The organism is Pelomonas caseinilytica (genome assembly GCF_021353235.1).
Lineage (GTDB): Bacteria > Pseudomonadota > Gammaproteobacteria > Burkholderiales > Burkholderiaceae_C > Pelomonas > Pelomonas caseinilytica.
Map to the genome: position 1 here is coordinate 74,641 of NZ_JAJTWT010000016.1, position 16,606 is coordinate 91,246.

Annotated in this window: 17 protein-coding genes; 15 read left to right on the top strand and 2 right to left on the bottom strand. The window is 71.2% G+C overall.

From position 1 onward, the window contains the following. Positions 1–102 precede the first annotated feature (102 nt). From LXT12_RS24485 to LXT12_RS24545, 13 genes are all read left to right on the top strand, one after another. A complete protein-coding gene (locus LXT12_RS24485) occupies positions 103–1,149 on the top strand; it encodes an efflux RND transporter periplasmic adaptor subunit (RefSeq protein WP_233394925.1) in 1,047 nt (348 codons plus the stop codon). A 5-nt stretch (positions 1,150–1,154) separates the two neighbouring features. Continuing rightward, positions 1,155–4,370 carry an efflux RND transporter permease subunit gene (locus LXT12_RS24490; protein ID WP_233394945.1) on the top strand — a complete coding sequence of 1,072 codons (3,216 nt, stop codon included), beginning with the start codon at positions 1,155–1,157 and terminating at the stop codon, positions 4,368–4,370. Beyond that, entirely contained in the window at positions 4,367–4,576 is a 210-nt protein-coding gene (locus tag LXT12_RS24495; RefSeq protein ID WP_233394926.1) for a YgaP family membrane protein, read from the top strand. Before LXT12_RS24490 ends, LXT12_RS24495 begins: the two co-directional genes overlap by 4 nt. A 136-nt stretch (positions 4,577–4,712) precedes the next feature. Then, complete coding sequence (gene soxC, locus LXT12_RS24500) at positions 4,713–6,071, top strand: sulfite dehydrogenase (protein ID WP_419964794.1); 1,359 nt, start codon at positions 4,713–4,715, stop codon at positions 6,069–6,071. Then, entirely contained in the window at positions 6,055–7,143 is a 1,089-nt protein-coding gene (locus LXT12_RS24505; RefSeq protein WP_233394928.1) for a c-type cytochrome, read from the top strand. Before soxC ends, LXT12_RS24505 begins: the two co-directional genes overlap by 17 nt. Before the next feature lie 67 nt (positions 7,144–7,210). Then, entirely contained in the window at positions 7,211–7,669 is a 459-nt protein-coding gene (gene soxY / locus LXT12_RS24510) for a thiosulfate oxidation carrier protein SoxY (protein ID WP_233394929.1), read from the top strand. A 182-nt stretch (positions 7,670–7,851) separates the two neighbouring features. After that, positions 7,852–8,163: a thiosulfate oxidation carrier complex protein SoxZ gene (gene soxZ / locus LXT12_RS24515; RefSeq protein WP_233394930.1), complete on the top strand. Its 312-nt coding sequence runs from the start codon at positions 7,852–7,854 to the stop codon at positions 8,161–8,163. A 34-nt stretch (positions 8,164–8,197) separates the two neighbouring features. Beyond that, positions 8,198–9,019, top strand: a complete 822-nt coding sequence (gene soxA, locus LXT12_RS24520) for a sulfur oxidation c-type cytochrome SoxA (protein WP_233394931.1) — start codon at positions 8,198–8,200, stop codon at positions 9,017–9,019. 11 nt (positions 9,020–9,030) lie between these two features. After that, a complete protein-coding gene (gene soxX, locus LXT12_RS24525; protein ID WP_233394932.1) occupies positions 9,031–9,672 on the top strand; it encodes a sulfur oxidation c-type cytochrome SoxX in 642 nt (213 codons plus the stop codon). Positions 9,673–9,691: 19 nt separating this feature from the next. Then, on the top strand, positions 9,692–11,431 hold the full coding sequence (gene soxB, locus LXT12_RS24530; protein WP_233394933.1) for a thiosulfohydrolase SoxB: 1,740 nt from the start codon (positions 9,692–9,694) through the stop codon (positions 11,429–11,431). A 14-nt stretch (positions 11,432–11,445) separates the two neighbouring features. Next, a complete protein-coding gene (locus tag LXT12_RS24535) occupies positions 11,446–11,958 on the top strand; it encodes a GlcG/HbpS family heme-binding protein (protein ID WP_233394934.1) in 513 nt (170 codons plus the stop codon). A gap of 27 nt (positions 11,959–11,985) precedes the next feature. Beyond that, positions 11,986–12,399, top strand: coding sequence for a DsrE family protein (locus LXT12_RS24540; RefSeq protein WP_233394935.1), 414 nt, complete (start codon positions 11,986–11,988; stop codon positions 12,397–12,399). 27 nt (positions 12,400–12,426) lie between these two features. Then, the gene (locus tag LXT12_RS24545) at positions 12,427–13,515 is read left to right on the top strand and encodes a YeeE/YedE family protein (RefSeq protein WP_233394936.1); all 1,089 of its coding nucleotides are present in this window, start codon (positions 12,427–12,429) and stop codon (positions 13,513–13,515) included. 19 nt (positions 13,516–13,534) lie between these two features. Here LXT12_RS24545 and LXT12_RS24550 read toward each other — a convergent pair whose 3' ends face one another. Then, positions 13,535–14,647 carry a YeeE/YedE family protein gene (locus tag LXT12_RS24550; protein ID WP_233394937.1) on the bottom strand — a complete coding sequence of 371 codons (1,113 nt, stop codon included), beginning with the start codon at positions 14,645–14,647 and terminating at the stop codon, positions 13,535–13,537. Between the two features lie 108 nt (positions 14,648–14,755). Here LXT12_RS24550 and LXT12_RS24555 point away from each other — a divergent pair, with 108 nt between their 5' ends. Beyond that, a complete protein-coding gene (locus LXT12_RS24555) occupies positions 14,756–15,112 on the top strand; it encodes an ArsR/SmtB family transcription factor (RefSeq protein ID WP_233394938.1) in 357 nt (118 codons plus the stop codon). A 7-nt stretch (positions 15,113–15,119) separates the two neighbouring features. Then, positions 15,120–15,638, top strand: coding sequence for a TlpA family protein disulfide reductase (locus LXT12_RS24560; RefSeq protein WP_233394939.1), 519 nt, complete (start codon positions 15,120–15,122; stop codon positions 15,636–15,638). A 99-nt stretch (positions 15,639–15,737) separates the two neighbouring features. Here LXT12_RS24560 and LXT12_RS27085 read toward each other — a convergent pair whose 3' ends face one another. Continuing rightward, positions 15,738–16,496 (bottom strand): diguanylate cyclase domain-containing protein, encoded by a 759-nt coding sequence (locus LXT12_RS27085; protein ID WP_233394940.1) that lies wholly within the window; start codon positions 16,494–16,496, stop codon positions 15,738–15,740. Positions 16,497–16,606: the final 110 nt, after the last annotated feature.

Here is a 16,606-nt window from a genome sequence, read left to right on the forward strand (position 1 = left end):
TTCGCGCCTTGCTCATCGCTCATATTGACTATTTAACTACATAGCTAAATAATAAACAACATGAGATCCACCCGACCCTCCGCCGCCACTTCAGGAGAGCGCATGTCCCGCCCGTCATTCGGCCTGCCGCAGCTCGTCCTGGCCTTGCTGCTGGGCGCCTTGCCCGCCGCGGGCCGGGCCGCCGAACTCGCCACCTGGACGGTGGCGCCCGCGCCCGCCGCGGCCCTGAGCCGCCACGACGGCACGGTGGAGGCCGTGCGCCAGACCGTGGTGTCGGCCCAGGTGGCGGGCGCCGTCGTCGCCCTGCCGGTCAAGGCCGGCGACCGGGTGCGGGCCGGCCAGCTGCTGGCGCGGCTGGATGCGCGCGCCGCCGAACAACAGGCCGGCGCCGCCGCGGCGCAGGTGGACGCCGCCCGCGCCGCCCAGCAGGCGGCCACGCTGGAGGTCAGGCGCCAGCGCCAGCTCTTCGCCAGCCACTTCATCAGCCAGGCCGCGCTCGACCAGGCCGAGGCCCAATACCAGGCCGCCACCGCCCAGGCCAGCGCCCAGCTGGGCGCCGCCCAGGCCGCACGCACGGAGAGCGGCTACTACGCGGTCAAGGCGCCCTACGACGGCGTCGTCAGCGAGGTCAGCGTCATGCCCGGCGACATGGCCATGCCCGGCCGCCCGCTGCTGACGCTGTTCGACCCCGCCGCCCTGCGCGTGGCCGTCGCCGTGCCCGAGTCCGCCGCGCCGGGCCTGCGGGCCGCGCAGGCCGCCGCCGCCAGCGTCGAGCTGGGCGGCCAGCGCCTGGCCGCGCCGCGCTGGGAGGTGTTGCCGGCCGCCGACCCGCTGACACACACCGTCACCGTCCGCATCACCCTGCCCGCCGGCGCCGTGGCGGCGCCGGGCGGCTTCGCCCGCGCCTGGCTGCCCACCAGCGGCCTTGCCGGCGCCAGCGACAACCGCAGCCGCATCCTCATCCCCAGCCAGGCCCTGGTGCAGCGGGCCGAGCTCAAGGGCGTCTACGTCGTCGGTGCCGATGGGCGCGCCTTGCTGCGCCAGGTGCGGGTGGGGCCGAGCACGGGCGGGCAGACCGAGATCCTCGCCGGGCTGGCCCTCGGCGAGCGCATCGCCCTGGACCCCCAGGCCGCCGCGCGGAGGCCGTGATGGAGATGGGCCTGTCCGGGCGCATCGCCCGCTTCTTCCAGTCGGCCCGCATCACGCCGCTGCTGGCCATCGTCGCTCTGCTGCTCGGCCTCTTCGCGGGCGTGGTGACGCCCCGTGAGGAGGAGCCGCAGATCAACGTGACCATGGCCAACGTGATCGTGCCCTTCCCTGGCGCGGCCGTGCGCGACGTGGAGCAGATGGTGGCCACGCCCGCCGAGCAGGTGCTGTCGCAGATGGCCGGCGTGGAGCATGTCACCAGCGTCTCCCGCCCCGGCCTGGCGCTGCTGACGGTGCAGTTCAAGGTGGGCGTGCCGCGCACCGAGGCGCTGGTGCGCCTGCACGACACGGTGCAGTCCCATGCCGACTGGCTGCCGGCGGGCCTGGGCGTCGCCGCGCCCCTGGTCAAGCCCAAGGGCATCGACGACGTGCCCATCGTCGCCCTGACGCTGTACGCGCGGGACCCGCAGACCGGCGCCTTCGACCTGGAACGCATCGCCCACAGCCTGGAGGCCGACCTCAAGCGCGTGCCCGGCACCCGCGAGGTCCGCACCGTCGGCGGGCCGGGCCGCGCCATCCGCGTGGAGCTGGACCCCGCGCGCCTGGCCGCCGCCGGCCTGGGCGTGGCCGAGCTGCGCCAGGCGCTGCAGTCCGCCAACAGCGGTGCCCAAGCGGGCCAGCTCCTGTCCGGAGACCGCGCCGTCGACGTCGAGGCCGGCCCCTTCCTGCGCGACGCCCGCGAACTGGGCCAGTTGGTGGTGGGGGCCCGCAACGGGCGCCCGGTCTACCTGGGCGACGTGGCCGAGGTGGTCGACGGCCCGCTGCCCGCGCAGCGCTACGTCTGGCACGGCACGGCGGGTGCCGAGGCCGCCGAGCACGCGGCCGTGACGATTGCCATCACCAAGAAGCCCGGCGAGAACGCCATCGACGTGGCCGAGGCCGTGATGCGCCGTGTCGACGAGCTGCGCAACACCGTCATCCCCGCAGGCGTGGAGGTGGCCGAGACGCGCAACTACGGCGCCACCGCCAACGACAAGGCCACCAAGCTCATCCAGAAGCTGATGTTCGCCACCGCCTCGGTGGTGGCGCTGGTGTTCTTCGCCCTCGGGCGGCGCGAGGCCGCGATCGTCGGCAGCGCGGTGGTGCTGACGCTGACCGTCACCCTGTTCGCCTCCTGGGCCTGGGGCTTCACGCTCAACCGGGTGTCGCTGTTCGCCCTCATCTTCTCCATCGGCATCCTGGTGGACGACGCCATCGTCGTCGTCGAGAACATCCACCGCCACATGGCCCTGCACCCGGACCGCACGCTGGCCGAGCTCATCCCCGGCGCGGTGGACGAGGTGGGGGGCCCGACCATCCTGGCCACGCTGACCGTCATCGCCGCCCTGCTGCCCATGGCCTTCGTCAGCGGGTTGATGGGGCCGTACATGAGCCCCATCCCCATCAACGCCAGCATGGGCATGCTGCTGTCCCTGGCCATCGCCTTCGTCGTGACGCCCTGGCTGGCACGGCTGTGGCTCAGGCGTACCGGCCACGGCGGGGACACCGCCCACGGGCTGGCGGCCAGGCTCGGGCCGCTGTTCGAGCGCCTCTTCCGCCCGCTGCTGGACGAGGCCCGCGGCCAGCGCAACCGCCGCTGGCTGGGCGCCGGCGTGGCCGGGCTCATCGCCCTCTCGCTGGCGCTGCCGGCCCTCGGCCTCGTGGTGCTGAAGATGCTGCCCTTCGACAACAAGTCGGAGTTCCAGGTCGTCGTCGACATGCCCGCCGGCACGCCGCTGGAGCGCACCGCCGCCGTGCTGCACGAACTCGGCGCCTACGTCGCCCGCCAGCCCGAGGTCACCGACTACCAGGCCTACGCCGGCACCGCCGCCCCCATCAACTTCAACGGCCTGGTGCGGCAGTACGACCTGCGGTCCAGCGGCGAGATGGGCGACCTGCAGGTCAACCTCGTCGACAAGCACCACCGCAGCGCGCAAAGCCACGCCATCGCCACACGCATGCGGCCGGAGCTGCAGGCCATCGGCCGCCGCCACGGCGCCAACGTCAAGGTCGTGGAGGTGCCCCCCGGCCCGCCGGTGCTGTCGCCCCTGGTCGCCGAGATCTACGGCCCCGAGGCCGAGGGCCGCCGACAGGTGGCCGGTGAGGTGCGCCGCCTCTTCGAGCGCACGCCCGGCGTCGTCGACGTCGACGACTCCGGCATCGCCGCCGCGCCCAGGCAGCTGCTGCTGGTGGACCGCCGCAAGGCCGCCCTGCTCGGCATCCCGCCGTCGGCCATCGTGGCCACCCTGGCCGCAGGCCTGGGCGGCGAGGCGGCGACCTACCTGCACGACGGCAGCAAATACCCCGCGCCGGCCTGGCTGCAACTGCCGGCCGAACGCCAGGGCGACCTCGACGCCCTGCTGCAGCTCGGCGTGCGCAGCGCCGCCGGCAGCCTGGTGCCGCTGCGCGAGGTCGTCGTGGCGAGCGACAGCCTGCGCGAGCAGCCCGTCTTCCACAAGGACGGCCTGCCGGTGCACTACGTCACCGGCGACATGGCCGGCCGCGTGGACAGCCCCCTCTACGGCATGTTCGGCATGCGCGCCGAGCTGGGCAGCATCGTCACGCCGGGCGGCGGCACCCTGGCCGAAGCCTTCATCCACGCGCCGAGCGACGCCTGGCGCGGCTACACCTTGAAGTGGGACGGCGAGTGGCAGGTGACCTACGAGACCTTCCGCGACATGGGCGCGGCCTACGCCGTCGGCCTGGTGCTGATCTACCTCCTCGTCGTCGCGCAGTTCGGCTCCTACCTCACGCCGCTCATCATCATGGCGCCCATCCCGCTGACCCTCGTCGGCGTCATGCCCGGGCATGCGCTGCTGGGCGCGCAGTTCACCGCCACCAGCATGATCGGCATGATCGCCCTGGCCGGCATCATCGTGCGTAACTCCATCCTGCTGGTGGACTTCATCCGCCTGGAGGTGGCCGAGGGCCGGCCGCTGAAGCAGGCCGTCGTGCACTCGGCCGCCACCCGGGCCCAGCCCATCGTGCTGACCGGCCTGGCGGCCATGCTCGGCGCCTTCTTCATCCTCGACGACCCCATCTTCAACGGCCTGGCGATCTCGCTGATCTTCGGCATCCTCGTGAGCACCCTGCTCACCCTGGTCGTCATCCCGCTGCTGTACTTCGTGGCCCACCACCACGACGCGCCGCCCCCGTCCCCCACGCCCAACAGGAGCACCCCATGACCTCGTGGCAAATCGTGAGGCTCGCCGCCGGCAGCTTCATCCTCATCTCCCTGCTGCTCGGCGTACCCGGCAGCCCGCTCTTCGTCAGCACCTGGTGGCTGGCTTTCACGGCCTTCGTCGGCGCCAACCTGCTGCAGAGCGCCTTCACGCGCTGGTGCCCCCTGGAGATCATCCTGCGCAAGCTCGGCGTGAAGCCGGGCTGCTGATCTAGGGTTGTCACCAGCAGCCAGTAAATCAGTGATCGTTAATATAACGATCTACTGATTTCCGACCGCCACAACGGCGGCCGGAGCCCCGATGAACCCGGGCGGGCCAGCCCTGCCCCGCCTTGCTGGAGGTGTGGTGACACACGACCCCTCTCGATCCGGAAGACTGCGCAAGGCGCCGGAGAACTTCCTCTCGGCCGATGGCGTGCGCACCGTGTTCGCCGAAGCCGCCCAGGACCGGCGCGACTTCGTGCGGCGCGCCTTCGCCGCGGCCCTGGCGGGCGCCGCCGCCGGTACGGCCACGGCCCAGGCCGAGGGCGACGCGAACATCCTCACCCTGCCCGAGCACAGCAAGGGCCTGGGCCAACCGGTGGCGGCCGAGGGCTACGGCAAGCCGTCGAAGTACGAGGCCAACGTGCAGCGCCGCCCCAGCCCCGGCCTGACGCAGACGACACAGGCCTCGGTGTCCTTCGCGCCGCTGCAGTCGCTGTTCGGCATCGTCACGCCCAGCGGCCTGCACTTCGAGCGCCACCACCAGGGCTGGTGGGACATCGATCCCTCCAGGCACCGCCTGATGGTCAACGGCAGCGACGCCACGCTGCTGAAGAAGCCCCTGGTGTTCACGATGGACGAGCTGATGCGCCTGCCCAGCGTCAGCCGCTTCCACTTCATCGAGTGCGGGGCCAACACCGGCATGGAATGGGGCAACGTCGCCGTGCCCACCTGCCAGTACACCCACGGCATGCTGAGCTGCAGCGAGTTCACCGGCGTGCCGCTGAAGCTGCTGTTCGACCTCTGCGGCGTCGACTACAAGCGCGCCCGCTACGTGCTCGCCGAGGGCGCGGACGGCTCCAGCATGACGCGCACCGTGCCGATGGAGCTGGTGGAGAGCGGCGAGGTCTTCGTCGCCTACGGCCAGAACGGCGAGATGCTGCGGCCCGAGCAGGGCTACCCGCTGCGCCTGGTGGTGCCGGGCGTGCAGGGCGTGAGCTGGGTCAAGTACCTGCGCCGCCTGGAGGTGGGCGACCAGCCCTACGGCACCAAGGACGAGACCGTCCATTACATCGACCTGATGCCCGGCGGCCTGCATCGCCAGTACACCAGCACCCAGGAGTGCAAGAGCGTCGTGACGACACCGTCGGGCGGACAGGTGCTGCTGGACAAGGGCTACTACCAGATCAGCGGCCTGGCCTGGTCGGGCCGCGGCAAGGTCAAGCGCGTGGACGTGACGACCGACGGCGGCCGCAACTGGCACACCGCCCGGCTGCAGGACCCCGTGATGAGCAAGTGCCTGACCCGCTTCACGCTGGACTGGCAGTGGGACGGCAAGCCCGCCATCGTGCAGAGCCGCGCCATGGACGAGACCGGCTACGTGCAGCCCAGCACCCGCCAGCTGCGCGCCGTGCGCGGCACGCGGTCCATCTATCACAACAACGCCATCCAGTCCTGGCTGGTCGAGGAAAGCGGGGAGGTGCGCAATGTCCAGCTGTCCTGAGCGCATCGTCGCCGGCCTGCTGCTGTCGCTGGCCGCCTTGGGCGCCGCGGCGGCCGACACCGGCTATCCCGGCATCGGCCGCGAGGCCACCAAGGCCGAGGTGGCCGCCTGGGACGTCGACGTGCGGCCCGACTTCAAGGGCCTGCCCAAGGGCGCGGGCTCGGTCAACCAGGGCCAGGACGTCTGGGAGGCCCGCTGCGCCTCCTGCCACGGCATCTTCGGGGAGAGCAACGAGGTGTTCTCACCCCTCGTGGGCGGCACCACGGCCGAGGACATCAAGACGGGCCGCGTCGCCCGGCTGAACGACGCCACCTTCCCCGGCCGCACGACGCTGATGAAGGTCTCCACCGTCTCCACGCTGTGGGACTACATCAACCGCGCCATGCCCTGGAATGCGCCCAAGTCGCTCAAGACCGACGAGGTCTACGCGGTCACGGCCTACCTGCTCAACCTCGGCGGCATCGTCCCGGGCGACTTCACGCTGTCCGACGCCAACATCGCCGAGGTGCAGCAGCGCATGCCCAACCGCAACGGCATGACGACGGCCCACGCGATGTGGCCGGGCAAGGGCCTGGGCAAGCCCGGCGCCTTCGACGTCAGAGCCAGCGCCTGCATGCACGACTGCGGCACCGAGCCCAAGGTGGCCTCGCTGCTGCCGGACTTCGCCCGCAACAACAACGGCAACCTGGCCGAGCAGCAGCGCCTCGTCGGCCCGCAGCGCGGCATCGACACCACGCGCCCGTCCGGCACGCGCCAGGCTGCCACCGTGGCGGCGGCGCCGGCACCGGCCCCCGCGCCCGCCACCGGCGGCGCCGCAGCCGCCCTGGCGCTGGTCAAGCAGCACGCCTGCACCGCCTGCCATGGCCTGCAGCAAAAGCTCGTCGGCCCGGGCTTCAAGCAGGTGGCCGCCAAGTACGCCGGCCGCGCCGATGCCGAGGCCTACCTCGCGGCCAAGATCAAGTCCGGCGGCCAGGGCGTCTGGGGGCCCATCCCCATGCCGGGCCAGCCGCTGCCCGAGGCGGACCTCAAGGCGCTGGCAGCCTGGCTGGCGGCCGGTGCCGCGGCCCGCTAACCCATGGAATGCCCGCATGCACACCCGACGCCCACCCTCTAACGTGGACCACCCCAAGGAGACCTCCATGCTGAACCGACGAACCGCGCTGCTGCGCTCCGCCCAGGTGGCCGCGATGCTCGGCGGCCTGGGCCTGCTGCCCCGCACCGCCCTCGCCGCCTACCCCACCGCGGCCTTCGACGCCAAGACCATTCCCGAGCTGATGAAGGCCCTGGGCGCCGGCGCGCCGGTCGAAAGCAAGGACGTGACGGTCACGGCCCCGGACATCGCCGAGAACGGCGCCGTCGTGCCCGTCGGCGCGGCGACGACGCTGGCCGGCGCCAAGCGCCTGCTCATCCTCGTCGAGAAGAACCCGAGCGTGCTGTCCGCGGCCTTCGACGTCAGCGAGTCCGTCGAGCCCAGCTTCACGACGCGCGTGAAGATGGGCCAGTCGTCCAACGTGCTGGCCGTGGCGCTGATGGCCGATGGCCGGGTGTTGTTCGCGCAGAAGGAAGTCAAGGTCACCCTTGGTGGCTGTGGTGGGTGAGATGGAGCCCCTCGCCCAGTCTCGCCCCGCTAGACGCGGGCGAGCCTGGACGGTCCCCCGAGGGGACGGCGATACATGCGGCGTCGAGCCGCATGTACATCGCCTGCGGGCCGGCTTGGGAGCGGCCCGGCGCTCGGCCCGCAAGATCGGGTCGATGAATATCAATTGAACAGGAGACAGACATGGCAGATCCCATGCGCATCCGGGCCCAGGCGGCCGGCGACAAGACCACCGTCCGCGTGCTGATGAGCCACGAGATGGAAACCGGCCTCCGCAAGGATGCCTCCGGCAAGACCATCCCCGCCTGGTACATCCAGGAGGTGACGGCCCAGCTCAACGGCAAGACCGTCCTCACCGCCGAGTGGGGCCCCTCGGTATCCAAGAACCCTTTCCTGCAGTTCGTCGTCAAGGGCGCCAAGGCGGGCGACAAGGTCGCCGTCACCTGGCGCGACAACCGCGGCGACGTCCGCACCGACGAAGCCACGGTCTCCTGACCGTCCCCGTCCGTCCGCCACTGCAGGAGGGCCCATGCGCTCACGACTGATTGCGTTCGCCGCCACCGCGGCTGCCGCCGCTGCCACCCTACCCCTGGTGGCCCAGACGCCACCGCCACCGAAGTCCGCCGCGGACGGCATCGCCGAATACCGCAAGATGCTGGAGGACGGCAACCCCGCCGAACTCTTCGAGGCCAAGGGCGAGGAACTCTGGAAGACGCCTCGCGGCCCCAAAAATGCGACGCTCGAGGCCTGCGACCTCGGCCTCGGCCCCGGTGTCGTCAAGGGCGCCTGGGTGCAGCTGCCGCGCTGGTTCCCGGACACGCGCAAGATGCAGGACCTGGAGTCACGCCTGCTCAGCTGCATGCAGACCCTGCAGGGCTTCGACGCCGCCGAGATTGCCGCCACGCCCTTCGACAAGGGCGAGCAGGCCACCGTCACGGCGCTGGCGGCGTGGATCTCCTCCCAGTCGCGCGGCCTGAAGATGGCCCTGCCCCAGAAGCACCCCGAGGAGAAGCGCTTCTACGAGCTGGGCAAGCGCGCCTTCTTCTACCGTGGCGGCCCGATGGACTTCTCCTGCGCCAGCTGCCACGGCGAAGACGGCAAGCGCATCCGGCTGCAGGACCTGCCCAACCTGACGCGCAACCCCGGCGACGGCATCGGCTTCGCGGCCTGGCCGGCCTACCGCGTGTCCAGCGGCGAGCTGTGGAGCATGCAGCGCCGGCTCAACGACTGCTTCCGCCAGCAGCGCTTCCCTTATCCCGGCTTCGCGTCCGACGTGACCGTGGCGCTGGGTGTCTACATGGGCGTGAACGCCCAGGGCGCCGAGTCCATCGCGCCGGCCCTCAAGCGTTGAGGAGAACGACCATGCGAATCCGCCACCTCACCGCCCTCACCGCCTTCACTCTGCTGGCCGCCGGCGCCGCCCAGGCACAGGCCACCAAGGCGCTCGACCAGCAGGCCGAGGCCATGATGAAGGCCTCCTTCCGCGACCAGGGCATCGCCACCGTCGACCGGCTCAAGCAGGACCCCGCTCAGAAGGCCTGTTCGGCCGCCAAGCCGCCCTCGGCCGCCGTCATGAAGAAGATCGAGGCCCAGCAGCTGGCCACGATCAAGTGGCCGAGCGACGGCCAGTACCTCGGCGACTGGAAGGAAGGCGAGAAGCTCGCCCAGAACGGCCGCGGCATGACCTGGACCGACGCCAGCGCCGCTCCGTCGAAGAACGGCGGCAGTTGCTACAACTGCCACCAGATCGACAAGAAGGAGATCTCCTTCGGCAACATCGGCCCCAGCCTCTGGAACTACGGCAAGCTGCGCGGCGTCGCCGACCCGGCGGACCCGATGTCGGCAGCCATGGTCAAGTACACCTGGGGCAAGCTCTGGAACAGCAAGGCCTACGCGGCCTGCTCCAACATGCCGCGCTTCGGCCATGCCGAGCTGCTGACCGAACAGCAGATCCGCGACCTGATGGCCCTGCTGCTGGACCCCAAGTCGCCCGTCAACCAGTAAGCCCCGCCGAGGACCCACGATGTCGCTGTCCAAGCGAGACTTTCTCCAGGTGCTGGGCTGCGCCGCAGCGGCCGGCCTGCCGCTGGCGCGCACCGCCCAGGCCGCGCCCGCCAAGGCCGAGGCCGAGCTCTACGAGCTGCCGCCCTTCGGCAATGTGTCCCTGCTGCACATGACCGACTGCCATGCGCAGCTCAACCCCATCCGCTTCCGCGAGCCCAGCGTCAACCTCGGCGTCGGCGGCATGCGGGGCCAGTTGCCGCACCTGGTGGGCGAACACCTGCTCAAGGCGACCGGGCTGCGGCCGGGCACGGCCACGGCCCACGCCTTCACAGCGCTGGACTTCGAGACGGCCGCGCGGCGCTACGGCAAGGTCGGCGGCTTCGCCCACCTGGCCACGCTGGTCAAGCGCCTCAGGGCCAGCCGCCCCGGCGCCCTGCTGCTCGACGGCGGCGACACCTGGCAAGGCTCGGCCACCTCGCTGTGGACGCAGGCCCAGGACATGGTCGACGCCTGCAAGCTGCTGGGCGTGGACGTGATGACCGGCCACTGGGAGTTCACCTATGGCATGGAGCGCGTCAAGCAGATCGTCGAGAAGGACTTCGCCGGCAAGGTCGACTTCGTCGCCCAGAACGTGAAGACCGCCGACTTCGGCGACCCGGTCTTCAAGCCCTACGTGCTGCGCGAGATCAACGGCGTGCCCGTGGCCATCGTCGGCCAGGCCTTCCCCTACACGCCCATCGCCAACCCGCGCTACCTGGTGGCGGACTGGGAGTTCGGCATCCAGGACGCCAACATGCAGAAGGTCGTGGACGAAGCCCGCGCGGCCGGTGCCCAGGTCGTCTGCGTGCTGTCCCACAACGGCATGGACGTCGACCTCAAGATGGCCTCGCGCGTGCGGGGCATCGACGCCATCTTCGGCGGCCACACCCACGACGGCGTGCCGGTGGCCGTGCCCGTGAAGAACGCAGGCGGCACCACCCTCGTCACCAACGCCGGCAGCAACGGCAAGTTCCTCGGCGTCATGGACTTCGACGTCAAGGGCGGCAAGGTCGTGGACTTCCGCTACCGGCTGCTGCCGGTGTTCGCCAACCAGTTGCGCCCCGACCCGGACATGCAGGCGCTGATCACCAAGATCCGCGCGCCCTACGAGAGCCGGCTGGGCGAGAAGCTCGCCGTCACCGACGGCCTGCTCTACCGCCGCGGCAATTTCAACGGCAGCTGGGACCAGCTCATCTGCGACGCGCTGATGGATGTGCAGGGCGCCGAGATCGCCTTCTCGCCGGGCTTCCGCTGGGGCACCAGCCTGCTGCCCGGCGACACCATCACGCGCGAGCTGCTGATGGACCAGCTCGCCATCACCTACCCCTATGCCACGCTGACCGAGATGACCGGCGCGACCATCAAGACGGTGCTGGAAGACGTGGCCGACAACCTCTTCAACCCCGACCCCTACTACCAGCAGGGCGGCGACATGGTGCGCGTGGGCGGCCTCGCCTACACGATGCGGCCCAACGAGGCCATGGGCAGCCGCATCGCCGACATGCGCCTCAACGGCAAACCCGTGGAGGCCGACAAGCGCTACAAGGTGGCCGGCTGGGCCCCCGTGGCCGAAGACGCGAAGAGCGCCCCGGGCGTGAAGCCCGTGTGGGAGCATGTCGAGGCCTGGCTGCGCCACCAGGGCGGGCGCGTGAAGCCGCGCACCATCAACACCCCCAGGCTCGTCGCCATGCAGGGCAACCCCGGCCTGCTGGACGCCTGACACCGGAGGCCGCCATGCGCCACCCGCTCCCGCTCCTGCCGCTGTTGCTCACCCTGGCCGCCGCGTCGACGGCAGGGGCCGCCGAGCCACCGGCGCTGTTCAGCCAGCAGCAGCTGACCCCCGAGACGGCCCTCGTCGCGGCCCGCGCGGCCCTGGCCCATTGCCGCCAGGCGGGCCACCAGGTGGCCGTCGCCGTCGTGGACCGCAGCGGCCTCGTGCAGGTGCTGCTGCGCGACCGCTTCGCCGGCGCCCACACGCTGGACATCGCGCCACGCAAGGCCTGGACGGCGGCGAGCTTTCGCATCTCCACCGCGTCCCTGGCCGCCGAGACCCAGGCCGGCAAGCCGATGAGCGGCATCCGCCAGTCGGCCCAGGTGATGGCCATCGGCGGCGGCCAGGTCATCGAAGCGGCCGGTGCCGTCGTGGGCGCCATCGGTGTGTCGGGTGCGCCCGGCGGCGAGGCTGACGACGCCTGCGCGCTGGCCGGCGTCAAGGCCGTGACCGAATTGATCGAACTGCACGACTGACCGCACCCATACCACCCGGAGCCCGCCATGCCCAAGCGCCTGCTGTTCACCCTGTTCGCCCTGCTGCTGGCTGCGCCCATGGCCTGGGCCGGCGACCTCGTCGTCTACCACTTCGACAGCGCGGCGACGCAGGGCCTCAAGGGCCTGCGCAACATCCGCAACCATCTCGACGTCGACCCCACCGCGCAGATCACCGTCGTGACCCACGCCGACGGCGTGGACATGCTGATGGAAGGCGCCAAGGCGCCCAACGGCGTCGAGTTCGGCCCGCTGGTGTCGGCGCTCAAGTCCCGCGGCGTGCGCTTCGAGGTCTGCGAGATCACGCTGAAGAACCGCGGCCTCAAGAAGGAGCAGTTCGTGCTGGATGCCGACTACACCCCCTCCGGCGTCGTGCGCCTCGTGAAGCTGCAGAAGGAAGGCTACGCCTACATCAAGCCCTAGCGCCGTGGCCCTCCCCGGCCGCCGTCCATGTTTCTCGAACCCGTCATCGACCGCCTCGGCGAACCCGGCACCCTCGCGCTCGGCGCGGCCCTGATCGGTGTGCTGTTCGGCTTCTTCACGCAGCGCTCGCGCTTCTGCCTGCGCGCCGCCGTCATCGAGTTCGCCCGCAACCAGCGCACCGGCGGGCGGCTGACGGTGTGGCTGTTCGCCTTCGCCACCGCGGTGGGCGCCACGCAGTTGCTGGCCCTGGCCGGCCAGTTCGACGCCAGCAACGCCCGCCAGATCGCCGCACGCGGCAGCCTCTCCGGCGCGGCCCTGGGCGGGGCGCTCTTCGGCATGGGCATGATCCTGGCGCGTGGCTGCTCCAGCCGCATGCTGGTGCTGGCGGCCCAGGGCAACCTGCGCGCCCTGCTGTCGGGCCTCATCTTCGCCGTGACGGCGCAGTCGGCGCTGACGGGCGCGCTGTCGCCGCTGCGCCTGGCGATCTCGGAGTGGTGGACCATCGACGGCGGCGGTGCGCGCGACATGCTGGCCCGCACCGGCATCGGCCATGGCGGCGCCCTGCTGTTCGCGGCCGTGTGGTTCGCCGCCGCTGTGTTCTGGGCACGGCGCCAGAGCGTCGGCGCCTGGGGCTGGGGCGGCGCCATCGGCGTGGGCCTCACCGTGGCGGCGGGCTGGTGGTTCACCTATGCCATCTCCCGCCTGGCCTTCGACCCGCATCCCATCCAGTCCCTGAGCTTCACCGGGCCGTCGGCCGAGGTGCTGACCCGCGTGCTCTTCGTCAGCGACAAGCCCCTGAGCTTCGACGTCGGCCTCATCCCCGGCGTCTTCCTCGGCGCCTTCCTGGCCGCGGCGCTGTCGGGCGAGCTCAAGCTCGAGGGTTTCCAGGGCGGCGCCAGCATGCGCCGCTACATCGCCGGGGCCGTCTGCATGGGCTTCGGCGGCATGCTGGCGGGGGGCTGCGCCGTGGGCGCCGGCCTGTCGGGCGCGGCGGTGTTCACGGCCACGTCCTGGGTCACGCTGGCGGGCATCTGGGCCGCCGCCGCCTTGACCGACCGGCTCGTCGACCAGGTCGATGCCCTGCCCGCCTCCACCGAGGCCGGCGCGGCGCGTTGAAGCCCGCGGGCCTGCCGGCTCAGAGTCGGTCCAGCCGCCAGGCCTGGTAGCGCAGGCCGAGCAGTGCGCCCGCCACCATGCCGGCCAGCGCGATGAAGCTGCCGATGGACAGCGTCGACACGCCGGTGATGCCCTGGCCGATGGTGCAGCCCATGGCGACGATGCCGCCCACGCCCATGCAGGTGGCGCCCGCCAGGTGCAGGCCGAGGTCTTCCACGCCGGCAAAGCCTTCCCAGCGGAAGCTGCCGTCGCGCCAGGCCATCAGCGCGGCGCCGACGACGATGCCGGCCACGGTGACGATGCCCAGGGTCAGGGTCTTGGACTGGTCGCTGAACATCAGCAGCCAGTCCAGGGCGTAGGCGACCGGCGCGATGGTGCTGATGGACTCCATGCGGCGCGAATTGGTGACGAGGTAGGCCGGCTCCAGCGTGCGCGGGTCTTCCGGCAGGAAGCCGAGGTGGCCCGACACCCACCACAGCGCCGCCACCAACGCGCCGACGCCGGCGCCGGCCAGCCAGACATCCGCGCCCCGCCCGTCGCGCCGGGACAGCACCCAGGCCACGAGGCCGCCGGCCAGCAGGGCCGCCGTCGCCAGCATCCATGACGTCTCCGTGCCCTGGAAGGCCGCGGCCAACACCCGCGGCAGGCTCTGGCCGGCGGGCAGTTCCACATAGACCTTCTCCACCGTCGCGACCCGCAGCACCGCCGTGAGGCCGCGCAGCGTCGCTCCCGCCGCCACGGCGGCCACCAGCAGGACGACGAGGGATTTGAGGTTGCCGCCGCCCAGCCGCACCAGATTGCGGCTGATGCAGCCCGAGGCCAGCACCATGCCGAAGCCGAAGACCGCGCCGCCCAGCAGGCCCGACAGCCACAGCACGCGCGGGCCGGTGTAGATGCTGCCGCCAGCGTCCAGCACGCCCAGGGCCGCCATGCCGTTGAAGGCCAGCACCGCGACGGCGATGGCCACGGCCCACATGCGGGCACGCCGCCAGTCGCCCATGGTGACGACGTCGGCAATGGCGCCCATGGTGCAGAACCGCGTACGCTGGCTGATGGCGCCAAAGAGCACGGCCAGCCCGAACGCGGCCCAGAGCACCTGGTGCATGAGGGCAGGCAGTTGGGCTTCATCCATGGTGGTCCTGGCGGCAAGTCTCGGGAAAGGCACATTCTCCATTCCCCAGTGCCGCACATCGGCGCTTGCTGATACAGTGATTTTCCCGATCCCGCCGTCCGCACCACGATGACTGAAGCCAACGAGGAAGATCGCGTCTTCGAGTCCGCCGCCGAACTCTTCGGCGTCCTGGCCACGCCGGTGCGGCTCAAGATCATCAGCGCCGTCTGCAACGGCGAGCGCAACGTCTCCGAGCTGCTCGAGCAGATCCAGACGACCCAGCCCAACATGTCCCAGCACCTGGCCACGCTCTACCGCGCCGGCATCCTGGGCCGCCGCCGCGACGGCAACCAGATCTACTACCGGCTGCAAAGCGAGAAGGTGGCGATGCTGTGCCGCGCCGTCTGCACGCAGCTGGCCGTCGAGCTCGACGGCAGCGAGCCCGTGCCGGCGCAGGAGCGCCTGCTCGTGGGCGCGGCCCGCTGACGCCGCCATGCAACATCCCGATCGCCGCGAGTGGTGCCGCAGTGCGGCTGCGCTGCTGGCCCTGGGCGCAGCATCCGCCGGCGCCCGGGCGGCCGAGCCGCTGAAGAACGTGCCGGCCATCGGCAGCCCGCTGGCCCTGCCCGACCTGCCCCTGCTCGAAGGCGGCGAGTTCAAGGCCGCCCAGGCCAAGGGGCAAGTCGTCGTCGTGTACTGGTGGGCGAGCTGGTGCCCCTTCTGCGCCCAGGTGACACCCTCGATCCAGAAGCTCTGGGCCGGCCACCGCGCCGCCGGCCTGCAGGTGCTGGGCCTGTCCATCGACCAGGACCCCGCCGCCGCCAAGGCCTACCGCGCCCGGCGCGGCTACGACTTCCCCTGCGGCTGGGTCACGCCCGCCGTCGGGGCCGTACTGCCCAAGCCGCAAGGCCTGCCGGTCACGGTGGTGCGCGGGCGCGACGGCCGCGTCGCGGCTGCCGAGGTGGGCCAGCTCTTCCCCGAGGACGTGGAGCAACTGGCGCGCTTCCTCTGAGTTCAGTCCTCGGCGCCCTTGCCGCCCTTGAGGTGCCGCTCCACCGCCTCGGCCCGGTCACCCACGCGGGACACCGCCTGGCGCAACTCCTCGGTCGCCCTAGGCCAGAACGAAACGGTCGCGCCCCAGGCGCTTGGCGGCATACAGCGCGCGGTCGCAGGCATGGATGATGGCCTCGCGCGTGGTGCCATTGCTGGGGAAGCGCGCAGCACCGATGCTGAGACTGGGCGTCAGCACCGCGGCCCCGACGTGAAACGGCTGCCGGGCGCTGTGCAGCATCCGCGTCGCCAGGTCGTCGATGCCGTCGGGCAGCCCGGCGGCCAGCACCAGGAATTCGTCTCCTCCCACCCGCGCGACCGTGTCGTAATCGCGCACGCAGGACTTGAGGCGCTGCGCGATCTCGACCAGGAACTGATCCCCCGCCGGATGGCCATAGGTGTCGTTGATGGTCTTGAAGTTGTCGACGTCGATGCCCAGCAGGTAGACCCGTTCACCCGTCCGCATCGCCCGCGCCAGGGCCTCGTCGATCCGGTCCTGCAGCAGCAGCCGGTTGGGCAGACCGGTGAGGTAGTCGTGCGTTGCCAGCCGCTCGGCCTCTTCCTTCGCGGCCTTCAGCGCCGTCTCCAGGCGCTTGATGAGCTCGACGTCGGCCACGTGGACGAAGATGCCCTGGACCTGACCGTTCACCACCCGTGGAATGTAGGTGGCCAGGCTGTGGCGCAGCCCGCTGCCGTCCGGCCGCGGGATGGCCCTTTCGAACACCTGCCGTTCCCCGCGGTAGGCGGCCTCGATGTAGGGCAGGTTCTTCTCGTAGAGCGGCCCCAGCAGGTCTTTCAGCGTCGTGCCTGCGTATTCCACTGATCGCGGACACCCATTCCAGGCTGATCGCGGACAGTGTTCCAGGCGATCGCGGACACCCTGAGTGAGGTGCCTGAGTGACGGGCCGGATGGTAGGTCAACTGTCCGCG